This window comes from Acidovorax sp. GW101-3H11 (assembly GCF_001633105.1).
Classification (GTDB): Bacteria; Pseudomonadota; Gammaproteobacteria; order Burkholderiales; family Burkholderiaceae_C; genus Acidovorax.
Genome location: NZ_LUKZ01000001.1, coordinates 413,602 through 438,856 on the forward strand (window position 1 = coordinate 413,602; position 25,255 = coordinate 438,856).

The window sequence follows — 25,255 nt, forward strand, 5'->3', positions numbered from 1 at the left end:
TGCATTTCATCCGCCGACCGTCACCGAAAGGCCTCCCATGAGCACACCCGATCCTCGCCCCGCCAAACGGCTCCGACGCACCAGCGCCCCGACCTCCGCCCCCGTTGCGGCCCCCGCAGCCCCCACCACCCCATCTGGCAAACCCCAGCGCCACTTCGCGATCATCGGCGCGGGCATGGCGGGCATTGCCTGTGCCCGCACCCTGGTGCAGGCCGGGCACCGCGTGACGGTGTTCGAGAAATCCGCCCAGGCCGGTGGCCGCACCGCCACCATCGACACCCCATTTGGCAACTTTGACGCCGGGGCCCAGTACTTCACCGTGCGCGACCCGCGTTTTGCCCGCGCCATCGACACCGTGCCCGGCATCTGCAAGCGCTGGAGCGCCAATTCCGTCCAGGTGCTGGACGCCGCAGGCCGCGTGGCCGCTGCGGGCCTGCCCCACCGCGAGGCGCACTGGGTGGCCAGCCCCGGCATGCAGGCCCTGGTGGGCGCCTGGGCCGAGCCGCTGCGTCAGGCGGGCCAGCTCCTCACCGACACGCGCGTAACCCGCATCGAGCCCGACCCCCTGAACACCCCCGGCTGGCAACTTCGCACCGAAGGGCCCGGCGGCAGCCAGCATGTGTATGCCGGTTTTGACGCCGTGCTGCTGGCCCAGCCCGCCGTGCCCGCGCAGGCACTGCTGGCCAGCTCGGCCGTGGACACGCCACTGACCGACGCCCTCTCCAAGGTGGCCATCGCCCCCTGCTGGACGCTGATGCTGGCCTACCCGCAGGCCGTGCGCCCGGGCCTGACCACGCTGGGCCCGCAGTGGAACGCGGCGCGCAGCACCCACCACCGCATCGCCTGGCTGGCACGCGAATCGTCCAAGCCCGGCCGCAACGTGGTCGAACGCTGGACGGTGCAGGCCAGTCCCGCCTGGTCGGCAGAACATCTCGAAGACGACGCTGCCCGCGTGCAGGCCAAGCTGCTCAAGGCCTTTGCCGAAGTCACCGGCATCCGCGCCACCCCCGCCCATGCCGACACGCGCCGCTGGCGCTATGCACAAACCACCCACCCCCTGGGCAAGAGCCACCTGTGGGACACCGCCATGGGTCTGGGCGCCTGCGGCGACTGGTGCCTGGGGCACCGCGTGGAAGACGCCTTCGTGTCGGGCCTGGAGCTGGCACTCGCGGTGGCATGACGGAGCGCGCGGCCCCGGAACCCAGCGGCGCCGCCCGGTACATCGGGCGCTTTGCCCCCTCCCCCACCGGCCCGCTGCATGCGGGCTCGCTGGTCGCGGCCCTGGCCAGTTGGCTGGACGCGCGCGCCCATGGCGGCCAGTGGCTGGTGCGCATCGAAGACGTGGACACCCCGCGCTGCGTGCCAGGCGCCGACCAGTTCATCCTGCAGCAGCTGGCCACCTGCGGCCTGGTGCCCGACGCGCCACCCGAGTGGCAGTCGGCCCGTTCGGCCCACTACCAGCGGGCGCTGGACCAGCTGGTGGCCCAGGGCCACGCCTACCCCTGCGCCTGCTCGCGCAAGGACGTCGAAGACGCTCAGGCGGCACTCGGCCATGCGCGCGAGCGCCATGCCGCGCTGCCCTACCCCGGCACCTGCCGCCACGGGCTGCGGGGCCGCACAGGGCGCTCGTGGCGCTTCAACGCCACAGATTTCAAGCAAAAACAGGCCCTACCGCCTGATGGATACGCCTCATCAGCTATTAATTCAATAGCAAACAACACCCTACACTGGCATGACCGCCGCCTGGGCCTGCAGCAGCAGGACGTGGCCCGCAGCGTGGGTGACTTTGTGCTGCACCGGGCCGACGGGCTCTGGGCCTACCAGCTGGCCGTGGTGGTGGACGACGCGGCCCAGGGCATCACCGACGTGGTGCGCGGCGAGGACCTGGCAGACAACACCCCGCGCCAGATCCTGCTGCAGCAGGCCCTGGGTGTGCCCACGCCCCGCTACCTGCACACCCCGCTGGTGTGCGGCGCCAATGGCGAGAAGCTCTCCAAGCAGAACGGCGCCCGTGCGCTGGACCTGGCCGACCCGCTGCAGGCCCTCTCGCAAGCGGCCCTGGTACTGGGCCTGCCCGCACTGGAACATCCGCACAACAATCACCTGGGCGACGCGCAAACACAGTGGGTTGCGGCGTGGCGACGTCACTACAATGGCTCACCGTGATTGAACCGACCCTTGCTTCCGCCCCCGCGAGCGCAGCACCCGCTGCCGCTCCCTCCGCCCCCGGCGCTGCGCCTGCGGGCGTGACCCACCCCAAGACCATCAAGAGCTTTGTGCGCCGCGCAGGCCGCACCACCACCGGCCAGGCCAAGGCCTTTGAAGACTTCGGCCCCCGTTTTGTCCTGCCCTACGCCCCGGCGCCGCTGGACGCCACCACCGCCTTTGGCCGCAGCGCCCCGCTGGTGCTCGAAATCGGCTTTGGCATGGGCGAAGCCACGGCCCACATCGCCCGCGTGCGCCCGGACGACAACTTTTTGTGCTGCGAAGTGCATGAGCCCGGCGTGGGTGCGCTGCTCAAGCGCATTGGCGAGCAGGAGCTGACCAACATCCGCATCCTGCAGCACGACGCCGTGGAGGTCATCGACCACATGCTGCCACCCGGCGTTCTCGACGGCGTGCACATCTTCTTCCCCGACCCCTGGCACAAGACCAAGCACAACAAGCGCCGTCTCATCCAATCCCCGCTGGTGGCCAAGCTGGCCGCCCGCCTCAAACCCGGTGGCTACCTGCATTGCGCCACCGACTGGCAACCTTACGCAGAGCAGATGCTGCAGGTGCTGAGCGCCGAGCCCCTGCTCCAGAACTCCGCCGCTGGCTTTGCACCGCAGCCCGACTACCGCCCCCTTACCAAGTTTGAGAACCGCGGCCTGCGGCTCGGACATGGGGTGTGGGACGTGGTGTTCGTGCGACGCAACCAATAGCAGCACCAGCCACCATGCCCCGACAGGCCCGCCAAACACCGCCTATGAAACCCATCCTGCAAAACCTGGTGGAGATGACTGGACACCGCGACCACCTGCGGTTGGAGGTGTCGGTGTTGTCCACGCTGCAAAAGCTCAGCAGCATCACCGAAGTGCGGGCCCTGGAGCTTTTCACCGACTCAGGCGTGCCCTATGTGCGCCCGCGCACCTGGGTAGACAACGGCCAGCTGGTTTCCACCGACTCGGAAGCCGCTGCAGACCCCCGTCGCGAGCCGCTGGAGAACTACCCCGCGCTGCGTGGCTGCGTGGACACCCACGGCGAAAGCGCCCTGGCCTCGCCGCGCAAGGGCCGGTATGTGCTGTGGCTGCCGGTGTGGATGCATGACAAGGTCAGCACCTGCCTGGAAATCACGCAGTCGCGCCCCTTCTCGGCCCACAAGCTGGATGTGCTCATGGGCGTGTTCCAGGTCTACCAGAACTACCAGAGCCTGCTCGACTACAGCGAGCGCGACGCGCTGACCGGGCTGTTCAACCGCAAGACGTTTGACGAGCAGTTCTCGCGCCACACCATGAGCGGGCTGGCCAGCCGCACGAGCGCCGCCAACGAATCGCTGGTGGCCGACGAAAGCCCGGTGGCCAACGAACACGAACCCGTGCAGCAATGGCTGGCCGTTGTCGATATCGACCACTTCAAGCAGGTGAATGACCGCTTCGGCCACCTGTATGGCGACGAGGTGCTGATCCTGATCGCCAACATCCTGCGCAGCTCGTTCCGCAGCCACGACCGCATCTTCCGCTTTGGCGGCGAGGAGTTTGTGGTGCTGCTGCGCTCCACCACGCTGAGCACGGCCCACAAGGTGTTCAACCGCTTCCGGCTGGCGGTGCAGGAGTACAACTTTCCGCAGGTGGGCCGGGTCACGGTGAGCCTGGGTTTTGTCTGCACCAACAAAGGCTCGCCCGTCGAAATCCTGGGCCAGGCCGACCAGGCGCTCTACTACGCCAAGGAGCACGGCCGCAACCAGGTCTGCTTCTATGACGACCTGGTGGCCAACGGCCACCTCACGGCCAAGGTCGCCAACGACGACGTCGAACTGTTCTGACGCAGCCGGGCTGGGCACTTGCCTGGCCGCAGCTGGTGCAGCACCCGCCGGGCTTGCTCAGGCCAGCGACGCCAGGATGGCGTCCACATCCACCGCATCGCGCTGCGCAGGCGCCAAAAACTGCTCTGCATACTCACGCCACACACCGCTGGCAAGGAAAAACCGGAACACCTCGGCATCGATGTGCCGGTCGCGCACCATGTGGGCCATGATCTTGAGCGACTCGGACAAGGTCTTGGGCGGCTTGTAAGGCCGGTCGGCCGCCGTCAGTGCCTCGAAGATGTCGGCCAGGGTCATCACCCGGTCGGCCAGGGTCAGCTCGGTGGCCTTCAGGCGGCGGGGGTAGCCCGTGCCATCCAGCTTTTCGTGGTGCGAGCCCGCAATCATCGGCACCCTCGCCAGGTGGGGCGGAAACGGCAGGCTGCTGAGCATGATGATGGTCTGCACGATGTGGTCGTTGATCTTGAAGCGGTCTTCCGCCGTGAGCGTGCCGCGCTGGATCGACAGGTTGTGCAGCTCGCCCAGGTGCGCCTCCTGCGGCGGCAGCACCATGTCGAAGCCCCAGCGGTTGGCCGGGTGCCCCGCCTCCACCGGTGGCCTGCGCGTGCCCCAGGGCACGATGTGCTCGGGGCGGTCGGCCAGCAGCGGCTCGTTGGCTGGCAGGGGCCGCACCGGCACATTCGCCAGCCGCCCCCTTTCGGTGGCCGACAGGCCCAGGCGGTCGTCAAAATGCCGCTGCCACACTTGGCGGCCAATGGCCTTGAGGCGGGCAATGTCAGCCTCGGCCATGAACTCGCCGCCCACATTGCTGCGGGCCACAAAGGCAAAGTCTTCCAGCAGCTGCTCGCGCCGCTGCAGCAGCTCGCGCTGCAGGCGCACCGGGTCCACACCCGCCACCTGCTGCTTCCAGTAGTCCAGCTCGGCATCGCGCCACAGCACCTCGAAGCGCATGCGCACCTCGTGGATGCGGTTGTAGAGCGTCTCCAGCTTGGTGGCCTTGTCGATGATGTGCTCGGGGCTGGTGACCTTGCCGCAGTCGTGCAGCCAGGCGCCCAGGCGAAACTCGTAGCGCTCGGCATCGGTCATGCTCACCTGCGCAAAAGGCCCTTCGTCGGCCTCACACATGCGCAGCATCAGCGACTCGGCCAGCTGCGGCACCCGCTCGCAGTGCCCGCCGGTGTAGGGGCTCTTGGCGTCGATGGCGTCGGCCAGCAGGCGGATCACGGCGTCCAGCAGCTTCTTCTGCCCTTCAATCAGGTTACGCGTTTCAATCGCCACCGATAGCGTGCCCGAGAGCTTCTCGACAAAGGCGCGGAAATGCGCATCGTCCTGCAATGCATCGGCCACATACCGCAGCACCAGCAGCCCCAGGGGCTGCCCGTCGCGCGTGCGCAGCTGCACGCGCAGCACACGCACAGGTTCGGCGCCGTCATCGTCTTCGTGCTGGTCGCCTTCCTGCACCTGGGTGTGGTTGATGAAATGCACCATCGCCAGGTGGTCGGGAAAGCGTGACTGCTGTTCGGGGTCTTCGCAGTAGCGGGCGGTGCGCAGCAGGCCTGCACGCTGGGGCTCCACCATGTAGACCGCGCCGCCCGTGCAACTGGTGGCACGCACCAGCTCATACAACACGCTGGACAACATCAGGTCGGTGCGCGATTCGGCGCTGATGTGGTGGGTGATGTGCAGAAACTCCTGGATGGTGTCCGACATGCGGTCCATCACCTGCCCGAGGTCGCGCACCTCGCGCACGGGCGACAGGGAGCGGGCCGCACGCCGGAAGTCGAACCGCGCCAGCGCCCGCGCCTGCGACGCCAGGCCAAACAGGCTGCGCCCCACCCGCCGTCCGGCCAGCCAGCCCACGGGCAGCATGAGCCCGATGAGCGACACCGACAGCCACACCTGGCGCCGCAGGTTCTCGTTCACATCGGCCAGCAGCGCCTGGGTGGGGATGGCCATCAGGATCTGCAGCCCCCGCCAGCGCATGGATTCGAGCGGCAGGGCGCGCGTCAGCCACTCCTCGCCATCGGCCACCAGGCGCTGCGACTTTCCGCTTTGCAGCCCGGGCCCCTGCATGGCCTGCAGGCTGCTCACCCCCAGGTCGCCCAGCGTGCGCAGGCGCAGGCTGGACGTTGCACCGTCGCGCATGATCACGCGGGACATATCGGGGTAGGCCAACACGCGCAGGTCCTTGTCCACCACCGCGATTTCGGTGCGGGGCATCAGGCGCAGCCCAGCAATCTCGCGCCCCAGGTCGGTCAGCGCCACATCCAGGCCAATCACCGCCCGCCCGTCTTCGCTGGGCTGGCTCAGCGTGACGCCCACCTCCTGCGTGGTGAAGAACACATACGGGGCGGTGAGGATCTGGGTGTTCTTTTCAGCCGCCTCGGCATACCAGGGCCGGGTGCGCGGGTCATAGCGGTACTCGGGCCGCACGGAGGAGTCGATCTGGCGCAGCGCGGCGTCGTAGTAGCTCCAGCGCCCCACCATGCCGCTCATGCCCCGCTCGCGCGCCATGGACTGCACCAGGAAGGCCGTCTCACGGGGCGCATCCAGCCGCAGGCGCATGGCCTCGTCGCGCACGGGGCGCACCAGCAAGAACTGGCCGTCGGGGTAGCCGATGAACACGGCCGAGAGCAGCAGGTTCTGCTCCAGCAAGCGCGCCAGCACCGGCAGGCGGCGCATGCGTGTGGGCAGCGAGGTGGCCGAGGCAATGGGGTCGAACGCCAGCAGGCGGATGGCCGCGTCGGCCGGGTCCACGATGCGCTGCACCCGCTCGCCCACCAGCTGGCTGATGTGCTGCGCGCTGTCGTCGGACGCCGCAATGATGGCCTGGCGTGCGCTGGTGCTCACCTGGTAGACCAGCAGCGCCGTGAGCAGCAGCATGGCTGACACCACCACGGAGGCGATCAATACCTCGAACGGCACGGTGATGCGCCGCCACCACGGCAAGTCGGCCGCCACGCCCTGGCTGAGCAGGGTCGGCGAGTCGTCAGGCACGGTGGGCTTGGGCGCTGGCGGGCTTTCGCGCATGGTGTCGTCCATGCGGCTGAATGTAGGGGGAAAGCCCTCCGCGCGTCATCCCCTTTTTGGCCACACCACCCAGTCGGCCAGCGCCGCCGGGGTGGTGCCGGGTATCAACCCAGCTGCTGCGTGACCCAGCCGGTCACCGAGGCCAGCGCTGCGGGCAGCTTGGAGGCATCGGTGCCACCGGCCATGGCCATGTCGGGCTTGCCGCCGCCTTTGCCACCCACTTGCTGGGCCACAAAGTTGACCAGCTCACCTGCCTTGAGCTTGCCCACGCTGTCGGCGGTGACGCCTGCAGCGATCTGCACCTTGTCGCCGTCCACCGCAGCCAGCACGATGGCGGCGGTCTTGAGCTTGTCCTTGAGCTTGTCCATGGTGTCGCGCAGGGTCTTGGCGTCTGCGCCGGGCAGCGCGGCGGCCAGTACCTTCAGGCCCTTCACATCCACGGCCTGGTTCACCAGCTCGTCGCCCTGGCTGGAGGCCAGCTTGCCCTTGAGCGCAGCGACTTCCTTCTCCAGAGCGCGGGCGTTGTCCAGCGCCTGGCTGATGCGGCCATTCAGCTCAGCCACCGGCGCCTTGAGGGTGCTGGCGGCCTGGTTCACGGTGTCTTCCAGGTTCTGCAGATAGGCCAGCGCGTTGGCGCCCGTCACGGCCTCGATGCGGCGGATGCCCGCAGCCACGCCGCCCTCGCCCACCACCTTGAACAGGCCGATGTCACCCGTGCGCTGCACGTGGGTGCCGCCGCACAGTTCACGGCTGGTGCCGATGTCGAGCACGCGCACGGTTTCGCCGTACTTCTCGCCAAACAGCATCATGGCGCCGGTCTTCTGGGCCGATTCGATGTCCATCACACGCGCCTGCGTGGGCTGGTTGGCCAGGATTTCTTCGTTGACGCGGCGCTCGATCTCGCGGATCTCTGCGGCCGTGACGGCGCCGTTGTGCGTGAAGTCGAAACGCGTGCGGTCAGCATTCACCAGGCTGCCCTTTTGCTGCACATGGCTGCCCAGCACTTCGCGCAGCGCCTTGTGCATGATGTGCGTGACCGAGTGGTTGCGCACCGTGGCGGCGCGCACGGCCGTGTTCACCTGGGCCTGCACCGTGTCGCCCACGTTCAGCGTGCCCTCTTCGAGCGTGCCGTGGTGGCCAAATACATCGGCCTTGATCTTGAGCGTGTCGCCCACTTCAAAACGGGCGGAGCCGCTGGTGATGACGCCTTCGTCACCCACCTGGCCACCGCTTTCGGCGTAGAACGGGGTCGTGTCGAGCACCACCACGCCGTTTTGACCGGCTTTCAGGGCTGCTGCGCCCGTCCCATCTACATAGATTGCTACGATTTTTGCAGTCTCTGCCAGATGCTCGTAGCCAGTGAACTGGTTGGCCACGCCGGTGTATTCCAGCGCCTTGTCCATCTTGAACTTGCCAGCAGCACGGGCCTGGGCCTTCTGCTTCTCCATGGCGGTCTTGAACCCGGCTTCATCCACCTCGACGTCGCGCTCACGGCACACGTCGTTGGTCAGATCGAGCGGGAAGCCGTAGGTGTCGTGCAGCTTGAAGGCCACGTCGCCCGGCAGCACCTTGGCGCCGCCGTCCAGCGTTGCGTCCAGGATTTCCATGCCGTTGGCCAGCGTTTCAAAGAAGCGCTCTTCCTCGGTCTTGAGCACGTCGGTGATGCGCTGCTCCTGCGCGCGCAGGGACGGGTAGGCATCGCCCATCAGGCGCACCAGGTCGGCCACCAGCTTGTGGAAGAACGGGGTCTTCTTGCCCAGCTTATAGCCGTGGCGAATGGCGCGGCGCACGATGCGGCGCTGCACATAGCCCCGGCCTTCGTTGCTCGGGATCACGCCGTCGCTCACCAGGAAGGCGGTGGCGCGGATGTGGTCGGCAATCACGCGCAGGCTCTTGTTATTGAGGTCGGTCACGCCGGTCTCGCGGCCAGCGGCCTTGATCAGCGCGTCGAACAGGTCGATCTCGTAGTTGCTGTGCACGTGCTGCAGGATGGCGGCCAGGCGCTCCAGGCCCATGCCGGTGTCCACGCAGGGTGCGGGCAGCGGCGTGACCGAGCCGTCTTCGGCCATGTCGAACTGCATGAACACGTTGTTCCAGATCTCGATGAAGCGGTCGCCGTCTTCATCGGGGCTGCCAGGAGGGCCGCCAGCGATGTGCGGGCCGTGGTCGTAGAAGATTTCGCTGCAGGGGCCGCAGGGGCCGGTGTCGGCCATCATCCAGAAGTTGTCGGACTTGTAGCGGCCACCCTTGTTGTCGCCGATGCGGATCACGCGCTCGGGCGGCAGGCCGATTTCCTTGGTCCAGATGTCATAGGCCTCATCGTCTTCCTGGTACACCGTGGCCAGCAGGCGCTCGGGCGGCAGCTTGTAGACCTCGGTCAGCAGCTCCCACGCCCACTTGAGCGACTCGCGCTTGAAGTAGTCGCCAAACGACCAGTTGCCCAGCATTTCAAAGAAGGTGTGGTGGCGCGCGGTGTAGCCCACGTTTTCCAGGTCGTTGTGCTTGCCACCGGCACGCAGGCAGGCCTGCACGGACACGGCCCGGTTGTAGGGGCGCTTGTCGGTGCCCAGGAACACGTCCTTGAACTGCACCATGCCCGAGTTGGTGAACATCAGCGTGGGGTCGTTGCCCGGCACCAGGGGGCTCGATGCCACAACGGTGTGGCCCTTGGAGACGAAGAAGTCCAGGAAGGACTTGCGGATGTCGGCGACAGAAAAAGTGGGTGTGCTGCTCATGGTGTGGTGGAGTGGTTTCACACAGTGGGGCGCCGTGCAGGCCGATGCCTGCGGGCGGCCCAGCGGGACCAACCTTTCATTATAGGTTTGGCGCCTAACAGCCCGTGGCAGCGGAGCGACACCGCCCGGCTGCCAGCCTGTGCCCGCTCCAGCCCAACCGTCCCGATCGCAGATGCCTGCCGCCACCCCACGCCACACGCACTTTGCAAAAAGATGAAAACGCCCATTGCATTTCAAATATTTCTTTAATATATTTACAACATACTGAAGTTTCTCACCCACCCCGGAGCACGTTCCCATGAATCCCCAACCCCGCTGGCAAGGCATCTTCCCCGCCATCACCACCAAGTTCCACACCGACGAGTCGATTGATGCCGAAGGCACGGCCCGCCACATCGACTTCCAGATCCGCAACGGCATCCACGGCCTGGTCACCTGCGGCTCGCTGGGCGAAGCCAGCACGCTGAGCCTGGAAGAAAAGCTCCAGGTAGCAAAGATCGCCCTGGAAGCCGCCGACGGCCGCGTGCCCGTGCTGGCCAATGTGTCCGAAACCAGCACCCGCGAGGCCCTGCGCTACATCGACGGCGCCAACAAGCTCGGCGTGGCGGGCTACATGGTCATGCCCTCGGTGATCTACGTGGCCGATGCGCGCGAAGCCATGGCCAATGTGCGCGCCATGGCCGCAGCCGCCCAGCGCCCGTTGATGGTCTACAACAACCCCGTCGCCTACCGCGTGGACCTGAAGCCCGAGCACATGCTGGAGCTGGCCGACTGCGAATGGATTGCCGCCATCAAGGAAAGCACGGGCGACATCCGCCGCATCACCGACCTGCGCAACACCGTGGGCAACCGCTACCAGCTCTTCCTGGGTGTGGACGACCTGGCCTATGAAGGCCTGGCGCTGGGCTGCGACGGCCTGCTGGCGGGCGTGGGCTGCGCCTTCCCGCGCGAAACCGTGGCGCTGTACGACCTGATGAAGGCGGGAAATTTTGCCGAAGCGCTGCCGCTGTACCAGTGGATGACGCCCATGCTGCACCTGGATGTGTCGAACAAGCTGGTGCAGAACCTCAAGCTCATCGACGTGCTGGTGGGCGTGGGCACCGAGCACATGCGCCGCCCCCGCCTGCCGCTGGTGGGCGAAGAGCGCGCGTTTGTCGAACGCGTGGTGCGCCAGGCGCTCGAAACCCGCCCGACCAAGTACCAGTCCGTGGCCTGACGAGCCACCACGTCCCTGTCACCGGGCCGGACGAGACACCGGCCCTTTCCATCACGCACACACAAGAGGTTTTCCATGACACGTGCATCTTTCGGATTTCGGACGCTCACGCCCGCTGCCATTGCGGCCCTGCTGCTGGCGGGCCACGCCCCCCACGCCAGCGCGCAGGAGCAGGTCATCAAGATCGGCCACAGCGGCCCGCTCTCGGGCCCCAATGCCTTTGCAGGCAAGGACAACGAGAACGGCGTGCGCCTGGCCGTCGAGGAACTCAACGCGAAAAAGATCGTGGTCGAGGGCAAGGCGCTGAAATTCGAACTCGTGTCGGAAGACGACCAGTGCGATGCGCGCACCGGCGTGAGCGTAGCGCAGAAGCTGGTGGACAGCGGCGTGAAGTTCGTCATGGGCCCGTACTGCTCGGGCGTGGCCATCCCCGCGTCGCGGGTCTACAACGACGGCGGCGCCATGGTGTCCACGGTGGGCACCAACCCCAAGGTGACGGAAGGCGGCTACAAGAACCTGTTCCGCATCATCGCCAGCGACACGCAGATCGGCTCCAACATGGCCGTGTATGCCGCCCAGGTGCTCAAGGTCAAACAGGTGGCCGTCATCGACGACCGCACCGCCTTTGGCCAAGGCGTGGCCGAGCAGTTCACCAAGGAGGCGAAAAAGCAGGGCCTCACGGTGGTGGGCCAGGAGTTCACCACCGACAAGGCCACCGATTTCCTCTCCATCCTCACCAGCCTCAAGGCCAAGCAGCCGCAGGCCATCTTCTTTGGCGGCTACGCGCCCCAGGCCGCGCCCATGGCACGGCAGATGAAGCAACTGGGCCTTACCGCCAAGCTGCTGGGCGGCGACACCCTGTGCAGCCCCGAGGTGGGCAAGCTCGGCGGCGACGCGGTGAACGACACCGTGTTCTGCGCGCAGGGCGGCACCATGCTCGACAAGGTGGCCAACGGCCCGGCCTTCAAGGCCAAGTACAAGGCGCGCTTCAAGCTGGATGCCGACGCGTATGCCGCCTCCTACTACGATCAGGTGATGTTCATGGCCAACGCGATGCAAAAGGCCAACTCCACCCAGCCCGCCAAGGTGGGCGCACAGATGCTCCAATCCAGCCACCAGGGCGTGGCGGGCACCTACGCCTACGACGACAAGGGCAACCTCAAGCAGGCGCCCATCACGGTGCTGACCTTCCGCAACGCGGCGCCCGTGCCTTTGGCAAGTTACTGACCCCGTTCTCAGCCCTCACCCCTGAAACAACTCCATGAAACGCATCCAGATCCTAGATTCCCACACCGGTGGCGAGCCCACGCGGCTCGTTATCGGCGGCTTCCCTGACCTGGGTGCGGGCAGCATGGCCGAGCGGCGCGAGCGGCTGGCGCGCGAGCACGATGCCTGGCGCGCCGCCACGGTGCTGGAGCCGCGCGGCAGCGATGTGGTGGTGGGTGCGCTGCTCTGCACACCGCAGGACCCAGCCAACGCGGCGGGCGTGATCTTCTTCAACAACAGCGGCTACCTGGGCATGTGTGGCCACGGCACCATTGGCCTGGTGGCATCACTGGCCTACATGGGCCGCATCCAGCCTGGCGAGCACCGCATCGAAACACCGGTGGGCACCGTCACCACCACCTTGCACACCGATGGTTCTGTCAGCGTGCGCAACGTGCCCGCCTACCGCCTTCACCACCAGCTGGCGGTGGATGTGCCCGGCTACGGCCGCGTGGTGGGCGATGTGGCCTGGGGCGGCAACTGGTTCTTTTTGATCTCCGACCACGGCCAGCGCGTGACCAGCGACAACCTGGAGGCGCTGATGCACTACAGCTGCGCGGTGCAGCAAGCGCTGAAGGACCAGGGCATCCGTGGCGACAATGGAGGCGAGATCGACCACATCGAACTCTTCGCTGATGATGAAGCGGAGGAACCCGCCGATAGCCGCAACTACGTGCTGTGCCCTGGCAAGGCCTATGACCGCTCGCCCTGCGGCACCGGCACCAGCGCCAAGATTGCCTGCCTGGCCGCCGATGGCAAGCTGGCGCCCGGTGCCGTCTGGCGCCAGGCCAGCATCATCGGCAGCCAGTTCGAGGCCAGCTACACGCTGCAGGACGATGGCAAGCTCATCCCCACATTGCGTGGCCGCGCGCACATGAGTGCGGAAGCCACGCTGCTCATTGAAGACAGCGACCCCTTCGGCTGGGGCATCCGGCTGTAAAGCGCCTCTTTCCATCCGCACAGGCCCTATGCAAACCACCGATGTCCTTGTGATTGGCGCTGGCATCGTCGGCGCCACCTGTGCCCATGCGCTGGCCCTGGCTGGGTTGTCGGTGCGCGTCATCGACGCGCGGCTGGGCGGGGCCACGGCAGCGGGCATGGGGCATCTGGTGGTGATGGATGACAACCCCGCCGAACTGGCGCTCAGCAAATCATCGCTGGACCTCTGGCACGCCTGGGCACCGCAGATGGATGCGGGCTGCGCCTTCACCGCCTGCGGCACGCTGTGGATCGCAACCAATGACGAAGAACTGCAGGCCGCGCACACCAAACGTGCCACCCTGCAGGCGCAAGGCATTGCCTGCGACATGCTGGACGCCGCCGCGTTGGCCCGCGCTGAGCCCGCGCTGCGCCCCGGCCTGGCGGGCGCGCTCAAGGTGCAGGGCGACAGCGTGGTCTACGCCCCGCGCGCCGCGCAATGGCTGCTGGACCAGGCCGCAGCGCATGGGAACGTTGTTTTTGAACAGGCCGAAGCCACGCAGATCGAGGGCCACACCGTCACCTTGCGCGATGGCAGCCAGCGCAGCGCAGGCGCCATCGTGCTGGCCAGCGGCATCCAGGCCCCGCAGCTGTGCCCCGGCCTGCCGCTGCGCCCCAAAAAGGGCCACCTCGTCATCACCGACCGCTACCCCGGCACCGTGCACCACCAACTGGTGGAGCTGGGCTACATCACCAGCGCGCACCACAGCGATGGCACCTCGGTGGCCTTCAACGTGCAGCCCCGGCCCACGGGGCAGTTGCTGATCGGCTCGTCGCGCGAGTTCGACACCACCGACCCGGCTGTCAACCACGCCGTGCTGGCGCGCATGCTCCAACGCGCGCTGACGTACCTGCCCGGCCTGGCAGACCTGAACGCCGTCCGCACCTGGACAGGGTTCCGTGCCGCCACGCCCGACAGCCTGCCCATCATCGGTCCGCACCCCACGCACCCCCACCTCTGGCTGGCCGTGGGCCACGAAGGCCTGGGCGTGACCACCGCGCCTGCCACGGCACAGTTGCTGGCGGCGCAGATCACCGGGGGCATGCCCCTGATCGACCCCAGCCCCTACGCAGCGCAGCGTTTTGATTTGCAGGTCGCGGCATGACATCCACCCCCAACACCCCGCGCACCGTGCAGATCGCCGTGAACGGCGTCCCTAGGCAGGTGCCAGCGGGCACTAGTGTGGCCGCCGCGCTGGCGCAGCAACCGCCGGGCACCACCCGCACCTCCGTCACCGGCCAATTGCGCGCGCCGCTGTGTGGCATGGGCGTGTGCCACGAATGCCGCGTGCGCATCCAGGGCCGCATCCACCTGGCCTGCCAGACGGTGTGCGCCGAGGGCATGGCCATCGACACCGATGCAGGCACCGCCCCCGGGAGCGCCATGCCATGCCCCTGAACCGCACCACCCCCATGCACGAACGCTGCGACATCCTCATCGTCGGCGCGGGCCCGGCGGGCATGGCCGCAGCCCTGGCCGCCGCACCCAGCGGTGCGGCCATCACCGTGGTGGACGACAACCCCCACCCCGGCGGGCAGATCTGGCGCGATGGCCCACAGGTGGCCCTGCCGCCACTGGCGCAGCAGCACCGCGCGGCCCTGGCCCAGCACGCCAACATCCGCGTGTTGACCGGCACCCGGGTGGTGGGCCTGGGCGCATGCCAACCCACCGACAAGGCCCCCGCCCTGCTGCTGGAAGACGCCGACCGGGGCTGGACCCAGCACAGCCACCGCATCGCGCTGTGCACCGGCGCGCGCGAGCTGCTGCTGCCCTTCCCCGGCTGGACCTTGCCCGGCGTAACGGGCGCGGGTGCGCTGCAGGCCCTCATCAAGGCGGGGCTGGACGTGCGTGGCCAGCGCATCGTGATCGCGGGCACCGGCCCGCTGCTGCTGGCGGCCGCCGCCACCGCCACGCAAGCGGGCGCCACCGTGGTGCGCATTGCCGAGCAGGCCTCCTGGGCCGCACTGGCGGGCTTTGCGGCGCAGCTGCCGCGCTGGCCTGCCAAGGCGCTGCAGGCCCTCACGCTGCTAAATACTGGTTTGCGTGCCAACACCCATGTGCTGGAGGCACAAGGCACCACCCAGGTGCAGTCCGTGCGGCTGCGCAAGGGCACGCACGCAGAAGAAACCATCGCCTGCGACCGCGTGGCCTGCGGCTTTGGCCTGGTGCCCAACACCCAGCTGGGCCAGTTGCTCGGTTGCGCGCTGGGCGGGCCGCTGAGCGATGGCCTGGGCCTGGCGGTGGATGCGCAGATGCGCACCACGGTGGCAGGCGTGTTGGCTGCCGGTGAAAACACGGGTTTTGGCGGCAGCGAACGTGCCCTGGTGCAGGGCGCGATTGCAGGCCATGTCGCAGCAGGCCACGTGCAGCAGGCCCAGGCATTGCGCGCACAGCTTGCGCGCTGGGAAGGTTTTGCCCAGGCGCTGCAGACCTCGTTTGTGCTGAACGACCAGCTCAAGGCCCTGCCCCGCCCCGACACCCTGGTGTGCCGTTGCGAAGACGTGGCCTATGCCGACCTGGCCCCGCGCCAGGGCTGGATCGACGCCAAGCTGCACACCCGCTGCGGCATGGGCGCCTGCCAGGGGCGCATTTGCGGTGCAGCCACGCAGCACCTGTTCGGCTGGGCACCTGCCGCGCCCCGGCACCTGCTGGCCCCCGCACGCATCGCCAGCCTGGCCGCCTGTGGCGGGCCCACGCCGGAAGCCCCCGGCGCAGCGCCGCCTGCCTGACCCGCAGCCTTTTCTCCAGCCCCGCAGCGCGACGCCCCTGCCCAGCACCAACAGGCATTCATCTTGCTTTCAAATATATCTATCAGATATTAAAAATCCAGCATTACCAAGCCGCCTGCCCAACCCCCTCCACCCCGCGCACCGCACCATGCCTTCACCCCACAGCCCCGCCCCACCACCCGCTGCCACGCCGCGTGCCCCTGTTCGCTGGGTGCTGGCGCTGTCCTCACACATCCTGCGCACCGAGCGGCAGGTGCTCACCGGCCTGATGACCTTGCTGGTGCTGCTCATCCTGCTCAACGTGGTCACGCGCTACACCGGCATGCCCATCTACTGGGTGGACGAGGCGGCGGTCTACACCGTGGTGTGGCTGACCTTTGTGGGCGCCTCGGTCATGACGCGGCTGCGCATGGACTTTGCTGTGACCATGCTGACCGACCACCTCGGCGCGCGGGGTGCCCAGGCGTTCAAGGTGGTGGCCACCTTGGGCGTGCTGCTGTTTGGCCTGGCCATGCTGGTGATGTGCTGGGTGTGGATGGACCCCATCGGCATTGCGCGCTACGGCTTTGATGCCAAGGAGTTTGCGGCCGAGAGCTTCAACTTCCTCTACACCGAGCGCACCCAGACGCTGAACTGGCCCACCTGGGTGCTGCAGCTGATCCTGCCGATTTTCTCGGCCACCTTCAGCGTGCATGCGCTGGCCAACCTGCTCGAAGACATGGGTGCCGCAGAGCGCGTGCAGCACGCGGGCTTTGACGTGGTCAACGCCGACGCCGTGAACTGAACGCCCCCGCGCCCCTCCGCACATCCACCCCACCCGAGCCCGACCATGATCACCACCCTGTTCTTCCTCGCCGCCTTGATGGTGGGTGTGCCCATCGGCGTGTGCCTGTGCCTGTCGGGCGCGGTGTACATCCTCAGCATCGGCAGCCCGGTGCTGTTCCAGTCCTTCCCCATGCAGATGTTCGGCGGGGTAGACAGCTATGGCCTCATCGCCATTCCGCTGTTCATCCTGATCGGCGAGATCATGAACAGCGGCGGCATCACGCGGCGGCTGGTGGACCTGTCGATGGCCTTCATCGGCTCGGTCAAAGGCGGGCTGGCCTACGTCAACATCCTGGCCAACATGCTGGTGTCGTCCATCATTGGCTCGGCCACCGCACAGGTGGCCATCATGTCGCAGGTCATGGTGCCCGAGATGGAGAAACAGGGCTACGACAAGACCTTTGCGGCGGGCCTCACGGTGTATGGCGGCATGCTGGGGCCCATCATCCCGCCCTCGGTGATGTTTGTGGTCTACAGCGTGCTGGCCCAGGTGGCCGTGGGCGACATGCTGATTGCAGGCATCCTGCCCGGCGTGCTGCTCACGCTGCTGTTCTTTGTGGTGATCGCACTCATGGGTTTTGTCTACAACTACCCGCGCAGCGAAAAGCGCACGCTGGCCCAGCGCGCGCGCACCGTGGTGCAGGCCAGCCCCACGCTGCTGATCCCCATCATCATCGTCGGCTCCATCCTGAGCGGCCTGGCCAACCCCACCGAATCGGCTGCGGTGGGCGCACTGGCCTCGGCGCTGGTGGGCCGGTATGTGACCAAGGAGTTCCGCTTCAGTGCCATGCCCGCCATCCTGCTGCGCTCGGCCATCTACTCGGCCATCGTGCTGTTTCTGGTGGCGGCGGCTGCGGTGTTCTCTTGGCTGCTGATCTACGGCAAGGTGCCGCAAATGGTGGCCGCGTGGGTGCAGACGGTGGCGCATGACCCGGTCACCTTCCTGCTGCTCACCAACGTCATCCTGCTGGTCATCGGCACTGTGATCGACGGCATCCCGGGTCTCATCATGACCGCGCCCATCCTGCTGCCGATTGCCACCGAGGTCTATCACATCGACCCGCGCCACTTTGGCGTGGTGATCGTCGTCAACCTGGTGCTGGGGCTGATGACCCCACCCGTGGGCCTGAGCTTCTTTGTCGCATCGGCCGTCACCGGGGCCAAGCCCGGAAAGATGTTCATCGTCACCTTGCCGTTTTTCATCATCAGCTGCGTGGCGCTGGTGATGTTGTCGCTGTTCCCCAGCCTGTCGCTCGGTTTGCTCAAGTAGCAGGGCATGCCGTTCAACAGATCCGTCCCCCTCCCAACGTTCTTTCACACGGAGTTCACCATGACGACCCAGCCTGCCCGCCCAGTCTCCCGCCGCCACTTCATCCAGCGCCACGCCGTGGCCGCAGCCGCCGTCACAGGGCTGGGTTTTCCAGCCCTGGTGCGTGCGGCAGATGCCAAGGAGTTTCGCCTGGGCCTGATCACGCCCGCAGGCCATTCGTGGAACCGCGCCGCGCTGCAGTTTGGCGAGACGCTGAAGAAGGAAACCGATGGCCGTCTGAGCGTCACCGTCTTCCACTCGGGCCAGCTGGGCAACGAGGCGGCGATGATGCAGCAGCTGCAGTCCGGCGCGCTCGACATGGGCTGGATCCAGGCGGCCGAGCTGGGCTCGCGCGTGTCGAGCATCGCGGCCATCAATGCGCCCTACCTGGTGCGCTCCACGCCCGCCGTGGCCAAGCTGGTCAAACACCCCGCCGCCACCAAGCTGCTGGAAGTACTGCCGCGCGAGACCGGCACCATCGGCCTGGGCTGGGGCATCACTGGCATGCGCGCCGTGTTCTCCACCAAGGACATCAACCTGCCCACCGACATCAAGGGCATGAAGCTGCGCATCAACCCCACGCCCGTGTACCGCGACTTTTATCAAATGCTGGGCGCCGCGCCCACACCCATCCCCACGCCGCAGGTGTTCGATGCGATGAGCAACGGCCAGGTGGATGGACTGGAGGCCGACATCGAGTTCTCGTGGAACCAGCGCTTCGACAAGGTCGCCAAGACGCTGCTGCAGATGAATGCGCTGTTCATGCCGTTTGCCCCCCTGGTGTCGGGCCGCATCTGGCAAGGGCTGGACGCCAAGGACAAGGACATCATCCGCAAGCTGGTGGCGCAGTCGCTCGACGCGCAGATCAACGACATCGTGACCACCGAGGCCGGGCTGATCGAGAAGTTCAAGGGCACGTCCATCGCGTTCAAGACAGCAGCCGCCTTCAACCCCGACAGCACGATCCAGGAGTTCGACAAGCTGTGGCTGCCCAAGGCACCGCAGATTGCCGAGCTGCGCAAGGCGGGCGCCAGCCTCGGCTGAAGTTGAGGGAGTCGCGAACCACTAAGATGCGGTCCGCGACCCCACCCCAGCCCCAACCCAGCCCCCCATGACCACCCGCAGTGCTTCCCCCCAGCGAGACCCCGCGCCCAAACGGCGCGCGGCCGACGTGGCCTATGACGCCATTGAGGCCATGATCTCCACCCTGCAGCTGCAACCCGGCTCGCCCGTGGTGGAGGCCGAGATTGTGGAAAGCACGGGCCTCGGTCGCACCCCCGTGCGCGAGGCGCTTCTGCGCATGGTCTCCATTGGGCTGATTGCGCAGCAGCCCCGGCGCGGGCTGCTGGTGTCGCACATCGATCTGGCCGACCACCTGGACGTGATCCAGACCCGCCGTGTGCTGGAGCGCCTGATCGCGTCGTGTGCCGCGCGCCGCGCCACAGCGCCGCAGCGACAGGCCATCGTGCAGTGCGCCGAGAAGATGGTGGAAGCCGCCGCACGCGGCCACCTGGACGACTACATGCAGGCCGACCACGCACTGGACGTGGTGGTGCACCAGGCCAGCCAGAACCACTCGGCCGTCAAATGTGTGCAGCCGCTCATCGTGCAGTGCCGCCGCTTCTGGTATGCCTACCAGCACGAGGGCGAGGTGTCGGAAGGCGCCCGCGCCCACCTGCAGCTGGCCCAGGGCATTGCCAGCGGCGACGAAGCCCAGGCCATGGCCGGGGCCGAGCAGTTGATGGAGTACCTGGAGCGGTTCGCGCGGCGCATCATTGACCGCTGAGGCGCCCAGGCAGCCGGGCCGCCGGGCGTTCGCGCCGCGCGGCCTGATTGCTATATTATTTATAGCAACAAAGGCATACCCAGAGCGCGGTAACGGCCTGAAAACCTTCAAAAAAATCGCCCATCACTCCGCCACCTGCTGCCCCAGCAGGATGCGCTGCTCCAGAAAGCGCCACAGCCGCTCGTCCTGGCTGAACGACACGTTGAAGCGCAGCCAGCCCGTGGGGCGCGGCTCCACCAGAAACAGCTGGCCGGGGCCGAGCATGATGCCCGCGCCCGTGGCTTCTTTCGACAGCTCGGCGCTGTCGGGCAGATCAGGGTGGCGCGCCCACAGGTACATGCCCGCCTCGGGCTCGTGAAACAGCTCAAACCCCAGGTTCAGCAGCCGCCTGCCCACCGCGCGGTGCGCCTCGGCCAGGCGCTCGCGCAATGATTTGAGGTGCTTGCGCCAGCGGCCATCAGTCACCACACCAAAGGTGATGCGCTCGGTGATCTCGGAGGACGTCAGGCCCGAGATCATCTTGAGCTGCACCAGCTCATCCAGCAGGTCGCGCCGCGCTGCCACAAAGCCCGTGCGCAGGTTGGGCGAGATGGTTTTTGAAAAACTGCCGATGTAGACCACGCGGCTCAGCTGGTCCAGGCTGGCGAGCGAGGGGCGCACAGTCGAATCCATGTCGGCGTAGATGTCGTTCTCCACCAGCACAAAACCATGTTGCTCGGCCAGTTGCAGCAGGCGGTGCAGGTGCGCGACCGACGCCATCGAGCAGGTGGGGCTTTGCAGACGCGGCTGGGTGAAGAACACCGTGGGCCGGTGCGCGGCCAGCAGGGCCTCCAGCGCGGGCAGGTCGTAGCCCGTGGCGGTGCGCGGTACACCCACCACCTGCGCGCCCGCAAAGCGCAGCATGAAGTGCAGGTTGGGGTAGCCGGGGTCGTCCACCAGCACCACGTCGCCGGGCTTGACCAGGCGGCGCGCCACCAGGTCCAGCGCCTGGCTGGAGCCCTGGGTCAGCAGCACCTGCTCGGCATCCACCGCCAGGTGGTGCTCGGCCAGCGACTCGGCCACCACCATGCGCAGGGCCATGTGGCCGTGCGGCAGGCCATAGCCGTCCAGCTCAGGCCCGTCGGACGACAGCTGGCGCATGCTGCGCTTGACCGCATCGCCAAACAGCCAGTCGTGCGGCAGCCAGCCGCAGCCCGGTTTCATGGGCAGGTTGCGGTTTTCAAAAATTTGTTTGAGGTACCAGCGCGCATCAAAACGGGGCACCGGCCGTGCTGGCGCACCAGCCCCGGGCGCCACGCCTTCGTCGCCCCGCCGCTTCACAAAAAAGCCCGCATTGGCGCGCGACACCAGCCAGCCCTGCGCCACCAGGCGGTCGTAGGCCTCCACAACAGTGAACACGCTCACGCCGTGCGCAGCGGCAAAAGCGCGGATGGACGGGAGCTTGCTGCCGGGTTTGAGCACCTGCCCAACGATCAGGCCCCGCAGCCCATCAACGATCTGGCTGACCAGCGGTGTCTGCAGGTCCGGGCTGAGAGTGAGCATCAGGAGGGAGAAAAAGGAGGCGAATTGTGCACCGGCTTGGCGCACACCAAATCAGGGATTGCCTGTACAGGATTTTAGACCTGCACAGTGCGCGCCAAACAGCGCTGCTCTGTACATGGACGGTGTGTGGCGCGACTTCCAGAATCCGCCCCATTCCTTCATTTCCTCGTCAACCACCACGCCCACCACCATGCAGCAAGACCGCCACTTCACCAACGCCGCCCTCCTCACCCGCCGCCACGCCGCCGTGGCCCGGGGCGTGGGCCAGGCCCATGACCTCTTCATCCAGAAGGCCCGCAACGCCGAGCTGTGGGACGTGGAGGGCCGCCGCTTCATCGACTTTGCGGGGGGCATCGCCGTGCTCAACACCGGCCACCTCCATGCGGGCGTGATCGCCGCCGTGAAGGCGCAGCTGGACCTGTACACCCACACCTGCTTTCAGGTGGTGGCGTACGAGCCCTACGTGGAAGTGTGCGAGCGCCTGAACACACTGGCCCCCGGCGCGTTTGCCAAAAAGAGCCTGCTGCTGACCACCGGCGCCGAGGCGGTGGAAAACGCCATCAAGATTGCCCGCGCCTACACCAAGCGCCCCGGCGTGATCGCCTTCACCGGCGGCTACCACGGCCGCACGAACCTCACGCTGGGCCTCACGGGCAAGGTCGCACCTTACAAGATCGGGTTTGGCCCCTTCCCGGGCGAGACCTACCACGCCCTCTTCCCCAACGCGCTGCACGGTGTGAGCGTGGAGCAGGCACTGCATTCGGTGGAGCTGATCTTCAAGAACGACATTGAGCCCGAGCGCGTGGCGGCCTTCATCGTCGAGCCCGTGCAGGGCGAAGGCGGCTTCTATGTGGCGCCCCCCGAATTCATCAGCGGCCTGAAGACGCTGGCCGACCGCTACGGCATCCTGCTGATTGCCGACGAGGTGCAGACCGGTGCAGGCCGCACCGGCACCTGGTTTGCCAGCGAGCAGTGGCCCGTGGCGCCCGACCTGATCACCACGGCCAAGTCGCTGGCAGGCGGCTTCCCGCTGGCAGGCGTGGTGGGCCGGGCCGATGTGATGGATGCGCCCGCCCCCGGTGGCCTGGGTGGCACCTACGCAGGCAGCCCCGTGGCCTGCGCCGCCTCGCTGGCCGTGATCGAGGCCTTTGCGCAAGAGAAGCTGCTGGCCCGCAGCCAGGACATGGGTGCGCTGCTGGTGCGCAGCCTCAAGGACCTGGCCGCCCGCATTCCGGCGATTGGCGACGTGCGCGGCCTGGGCGCCATGGTGGCGATCGAACTCTTCGAGAACGGCGACCTGAGCCGCCCCGACGCCGCCCTGACCAAACAGGTGGTGGCCGAGGCCGCGCGGCGTGGGCTGATCCTGCTGTCGTGTGGCACGCACGGCAACGTGATCCGCATCCTGGTGCCACTGACCGCCTCGGACGAGTTGCTGCACGAGGGCCTGGCCATCCTGGCCGACAGCCTGGAGGCCGTGGCCACGGCCGCGAACTGACATGCGCCCGGCCCTTCACTCCACCTACCAGGCACCACCCGCCATGAACCCGCCTGCCGAACCCCTGGTGCGCTTTACCGGCGTGCAAAAGACCTACGACGGCGAGCAGCTGGTGGTGCGCGCGCTGGACCTGGACATCCAGCGCGGCGAATTTTTGAGCCTGCTGGGCCCGTCGGGCTCGGGCAAGACCACCACGCTGATGATGCTGGCCGGGTTCGAGTCACCCACGGCGGGCGACATCCTGCTGGACGGCAAGCAGATCACGCGCACGCCGCCGCACAAGCGCAACTTCGGCATGGTGTTCCAGAACTACGCGCTGTTCCCGCACCTCACGGTGGGCGAGAACGTGGCCTACCCGCTGACGGTACGCAAGGTGCCCAAGGCCGAGCAGGCCGAGCGCGTGAAGAAGGCGCTGGACATGGTGCGCCTGACCGGCATGGCCGACCGGCTGCCCGCACGCCTATCGGGCGGCCAGCAGCAGCGCGTGGCCCTGGCGCGTGCACTGGTGTTCAACCCGCAGCTGGTGCTGATGGACGAGCCCCTGGGTGCGCTCGACAAGCAGCTGCGCGAGCACATGCAGATCGAGCTGAAAGAGCTGCACCGCCAGCTGGGCGTGACCTTTGTCTACGTGACGCACGACCAGGGCGAGGCCCTGACCATGAGCGACCGCGTGGCCGTGTTCAACGAAGGCGTGATCCAGCAACTGGCCGATGTGGAAAGCCTGTATGAAACGCCCAGCAACCGCTTTGTGGCGGGTTTTGTGGGCGACAGCACCGTGCTCTCGGGCACGCTGCAGGGCGCAGGGGCTGACGCCGCCATCCAGATGCCCGGCGGCTTCCTGCTGCCCGGCGTCAACGTGAACCAGGCTCCCGTGGGCGCACGGGTGCAGGCCTGCGTGCGGCCCGAGCGTGTGGTGCTGCTGCCGCAGTCCGAATACCCCCGGCCCAACGCCATCCCCGCCACCGTGGCGCGCACCATTTACTACGGCGACCACCTGCGCCTGATCTGCGACCTGGGCCATGGCCAGGAGCAGGCCACGGTCAAGCGGGCCCTGTCCCCTTCAGGCGCGGGCGCCAGCCACCCGCAGCCGGGCGACCCGGTGCTGCTGGAGTTCCCGCCCAGCGCCACGCGCATCTACGCCGTGTGAGGGCGTTGCCCAGCCCCGCTCCCATCACTTTCCCTGCTTCCCCTCCTATTCCCGTTCCCGTTCCTGTTCCTCCACTACCCAAGGAAATCTGCACCATGAAAAAGAGCCTCATCGCCTGCGCCTCCCTGGCCGCCTGCCTGGTCGCCCTGCCCAGCTTTGCACAGCAGCAGCTCACCGTCGTGAACTTTGGCGGCGCCAATGCCAATGCTCAAAAGAAGGCGTTCTACGAGCCCTACGAAAAGCAGGGCACCAAGATCGTGGCCGTGGAATACAACGGCGAGCAGGCCAAGGTGAAAGCCATGGTCGAGACCAAGAAGGTGACCTGGGACGTGGTCGAGGTCGAATCGCCCGACGCCGCACGCGGCTGCGATGAGGGCCTGTACGAAAAGCTGGACTACAGCAAGATCGTGCCCAAGTCCGACCTGCTGCCCGCCGCCGTACACGAATGCGCCGTAGGCATCTTCGTGTGGTCCACTGTCATGGCCTACAACGGCGACAAGCTCAAGACCCCGCCCACGAGCTGGGCCGATTTCTGGGACACCAAGAAGATCCCCGGCAAGCGCGGCATGCGCAAGGGCGCGCGCTACAACCTCGAATTTGCGCTGCTGGCCGATGGCGTGAAGCCTGCGGACGTGTACAAGGTGCTGGCCACCAAGGACGGCGCCGACCGCGCGTTCAAGAAACTCTCCGAACTCAAGCCCAGCATCCAGTGGTGGGAGGCCGGTGCCCAGGCGCCCCAGTTCCTGGTCGCAGGCGATGTGGCGCTGACCACGGTGTTCAACGGCCGCATCGACGCGGCCAACCGCGAAGGCCGCAACCTCAAGATCTACTGGCCCGGCGGCATCTATGACCTGGACTACTGGGCCATCCCCAAGGGCACGCCCAACAAGGATGCAGCCGTGAAGTTCATCGCCTTCACCATGCAGGCGCCCCAACAGGCGGCCTACGCGCAGAACATCGCCTACGGCCCGGCCAACACCAAGGCCCTGGCATCGCTGGACAAGAAGGTGCTGGACGACCTACCCACCTCGGCCACCAACGCCAAGGAGGCGCTGCAGTTCAGCGTGGGCTTCTGGGCCGACCAGGGCGAGGCGCTGGAAAAGCGCTTTGCCGCCTGGGCCACGCAGTAAGCGCCCTCGAATGCACTTGTGAATATGCCCTTGTGAAACGCT

The 25,255-nt window shown here is 67.1% G+C and carries 20 protein-coding genes; 17 read left to right on the forward strand and 3 right to left on the reverse strand.

The features are described 5' to 3' along the window. Positions 1–37 precede the first annotated feature (37 nt). Genes A1D30_RS01825 through A1D30_RS01840 form a run of 4 tightly spaced genes read left to right on the forward strand, consistent with a single transcriptional unit; the run spans position 38 to position 4,024 of the window. Positions 38–1,180 carry an FAD-dependent oxidoreductase gene (locus A1D30_RS01825; RefSeq protein WP_109790865.1) on the forward strand — a complete coding sequence of 381 codons (1,143 nt, stop codon included), beginning with the start codon at positions 38–40 and terminating at the stop codon, positions 1,178–1,180. Further along, the gene (gene gluQRS / locus A1D30_RS01830; protein ID WP_063459094.1) at positions 1,177–2,166 is read left to right on the forward strand and encodes a tRNA glutamyl-Q(34) synthetase GluQRS; all 990 of its coding nucleotides are present in this window, start codon (positions 1,177–1,179) and stop codon (positions 2,164–2,166) included. The genes A1D30_RS01825 and gluQRS overlap by 4 nt, the downstream gene beginning before the upstream one ends. Beyond that, entirely contained in the window at positions 2,163–2,924 is a 762-nt protein-coding gene (gene trmB, locus A1D30_RS01835; RefSeq protein ID WP_063459095.1) for a tRNA (guanosine(46)-N7)-methyltransferase TrmB, read from the forward strand. Before gluQRS ends, trmB begins: the two co-directional genes overlap by 4 nt. Positions 2,925–2,968: 44 nt before the next feature. Beyond that, the gene (locus A1D30_RS01840) at positions 2,969–4,024 is read left to right on the forward strand and encodes a GGDEF domain-containing protein (protein ID WP_063459096.1); all 1,056 of its coding nucleotides are present in this window, start codon (positions 2,969–2,971) and stop codon (positions 4,022–4,024) included. A 57-nt stretch (positions 4,025–4,081) separates the two neighbouring features. Here the strand turns inward: A1D30_RS01840 and A1D30_RS01845 are convergent, their stop codons facing one another. Beyond that, the gene (locus A1D30_RS01845; RefSeq protein WP_082836259.1) at positions 4,082–7,066 is read right to left on the reverse strand and encodes an HD domain-containing phosphohydrolase; all 2,985 of its coding nucleotides are present in this window, start codon (positions 7,064–7,066) and stop codon (positions 4,082–4,084) included. A 92-nt stretch (positions 7,067–7,158) separates the two neighbouring features. Then, positions 7,159–9,789, reverse strand: a complete 2,631-nt coding sequence (gene alaS, locus A1D30_RS01850; RefSeq protein WP_063459178.1) for an alanine--tRNA ligase — start codon at positions 9,787–9,789, stop codon at positions 7,159–7,161. 298 nt (positions 9,790–10,087) lie between these two features. Here alaS and A1D30_RS01855 point away from each other — a divergent pair, with 298 nt between their 5' ends. The 10 genes from A1D30_RS01855 (at position 10,088) to A1D30_RS01900 (ending at position 19,899) form a co-directional block, all read left to right on the forward strand. Next, positions 10,088–11,005 carry a dihydrodipicolinate synthase family protein gene (locus A1D30_RS01855; RefSeq protein ID WP_063459097.1) on the forward strand — a complete coding sequence of 306 codons (918 nt, stop codon included), beginning with the start codon at positions 10,088–10,090 and terminating at the stop codon, positions 11,003–11,005. A 75-nt stretch (positions 11,006–11,080) separates the two neighbouring features. Further along, positions 11,081–12,232, forward strand: coding sequence for a branched-chain amino acid ABC transporter substrate-binding protein (locus A1D30_RS01860; RefSeq protein WP_063459098.1), 1,152 nt, complete (start codon positions 11,081–11,083; stop codon positions 12,230–12,232). A gap of 34 nt (positions 12,233–12,266) precedes the next feature. Then, on the forward strand, positions 12,267–13,211 hold the full coding sequence (locus tag A1D30_RS01865; RefSeq protein WP_063459099.1) for a 4-hydroxyproline epimerase: 945 nt from the start codon (positions 12,267–12,269) through the stop codon (positions 13,209–13,211). 28 nt (positions 13,212–13,239) lie between these two features. Next, complete coding sequence (locus A1D30_RS01870) at positions 13,240–14,355, forward strand: FAD-dependent oxidoreductase (RefSeq protein ID WP_063459100.1); 1,116 nt, start codon at positions 13,240–13,242, stop codon at positions 14,353–14,355. Continuing rightward, positions 14,352–14,648, forward strand: a complete 297-nt coding sequence (locus tag A1D30_RS01875; RefSeq protein WP_063459101.1) for a 2Fe-2S iron-sulfur cluster-binding protein — start codon at positions 14,352–14,354, stop codon at positions 14,646–14,648. Before A1D30_RS01870 ends, A1D30_RS01875 begins: the two co-directional genes overlap by 4 nt. Further along, complete coding sequence (locus tag A1D30_RS01880; RefSeq protein WP_063459102.1) at positions 14,639–15,979, forward strand: FAD/NAD(P)-binding oxidoreductase; 1,341 nt, start codon at positions 14,639–14,641, stop codon at positions 15,977–15,979. The genes A1D30_RS01875 and A1D30_RS01880 overlap by 10 nt, the downstream gene beginning before the upstream one ends. A gap of 148 nt (positions 15,980–16,127) precedes the next feature. Continuing rightward, positions 16,128–16,763, forward strand: a complete 636-nt coding sequence (locus A1D30_RS01885; protein WP_063459103.1) for a TRAP transporter small permease — start codon at positions 16,128–16,130, stop codon at positions 16,761–16,763. Positions 16,764–16,808: 45 nt separating this feature from the next. After that, positions 16,809–18,074 carry a TRAP transporter large permease gene (locus A1D30_RS01890; protein WP_063459104.1) on the forward strand — a complete coding sequence of 422 codons (1,266 nt, stop codon included), beginning with the start codon at positions 16,809–16,811 and terminating at the stop codon, positions 18,072–18,074. Positions 18,075–18,134: 60 nt separating this feature from the next. Beyond that, the gene (locus A1D30_RS01895; RefSeq protein ID WP_063459105.1) at positions 18,135–19,157 is read left to right on the forward strand and encodes a TRAP transporter substrate-binding protein; all 1,023 of its coding nucleotides are present in this window, start codon (positions 18,135–18,137) and stop codon (positions 19,155–19,157) included. 67 nt (positions 19,158–19,224) lie between these two features. After that, positions 19,225–19,899, forward strand: a complete 675-nt coding sequence (locus A1D30_RS01900) for a GntR family transcriptional regulator (RefSeq protein WP_063459106.1) — start codon at positions 19,225–19,227, stop codon at positions 19,897–19,899. A 123-nt stretch (positions 19,900–20,022) separates the two neighbouring features. Here A1D30_RS01900 and A1D30_RS01905 read toward each other — a convergent pair whose 3' ends face one another. After that, positions 20,023–21,441 (reverse strand): PLP-dependent aminotransferase family protein, encoded by a 1,419-nt coding sequence (locus A1D30_RS01905; RefSeq protein ID WP_063459107.1) that lies wholly within the window; start codon positions 21,439–21,441, stop codon positions 20,023–20,025. A gap of 190 nt (positions 21,442–21,631) precedes the next feature. On the opposite strand from A1D30_RS01905, the gene gabT reads away from it, so the two are divergent. The 3 genes from gabT (at position 21,632) to A1D30_RS01920 (ending at position 25,213) form a co-directional block, all read left to right on the forward strand. After that, positions 21,632–22,936 (forward strand): 4-aminobutyrate--2-oxoglutarate transaminase, encoded by a 1,305-nt coding sequence (gabT, locus tag A1D30_RS01910; protein ID WP_063459179.1) that lies wholly within the window; start codon positions 21,632–21,634, stop codon positions 22,934–22,936. Positions 22,937–22,979: 43 nt separating this feature from the next. Beyond that, the gene (locus A1D30_RS01915; RefSeq protein WP_063459108.1) at positions 22,980–24,083 is read left to right on the forward strand and encodes an ABC transporter ATP-binding protein; all 1,104 of its coding nucleotides are present in this window, start codon (positions 22,980–22,982) and stop codon (positions 24,081–24,083) included. Between the two features lie 95 nt (positions 24,084–24,178). Further along, positions 24,179–25,213, forward strand: coding sequence for an ABC transporter substrate-binding protein (locus A1D30_RS01920; RefSeq protein WP_063459109.1), 1,035 nt, complete (start codon positions 24,179–24,181; stop codon positions 25,211–25,213). Positions 25,214–25,255 lie beyond the last annotated feature (42 nt).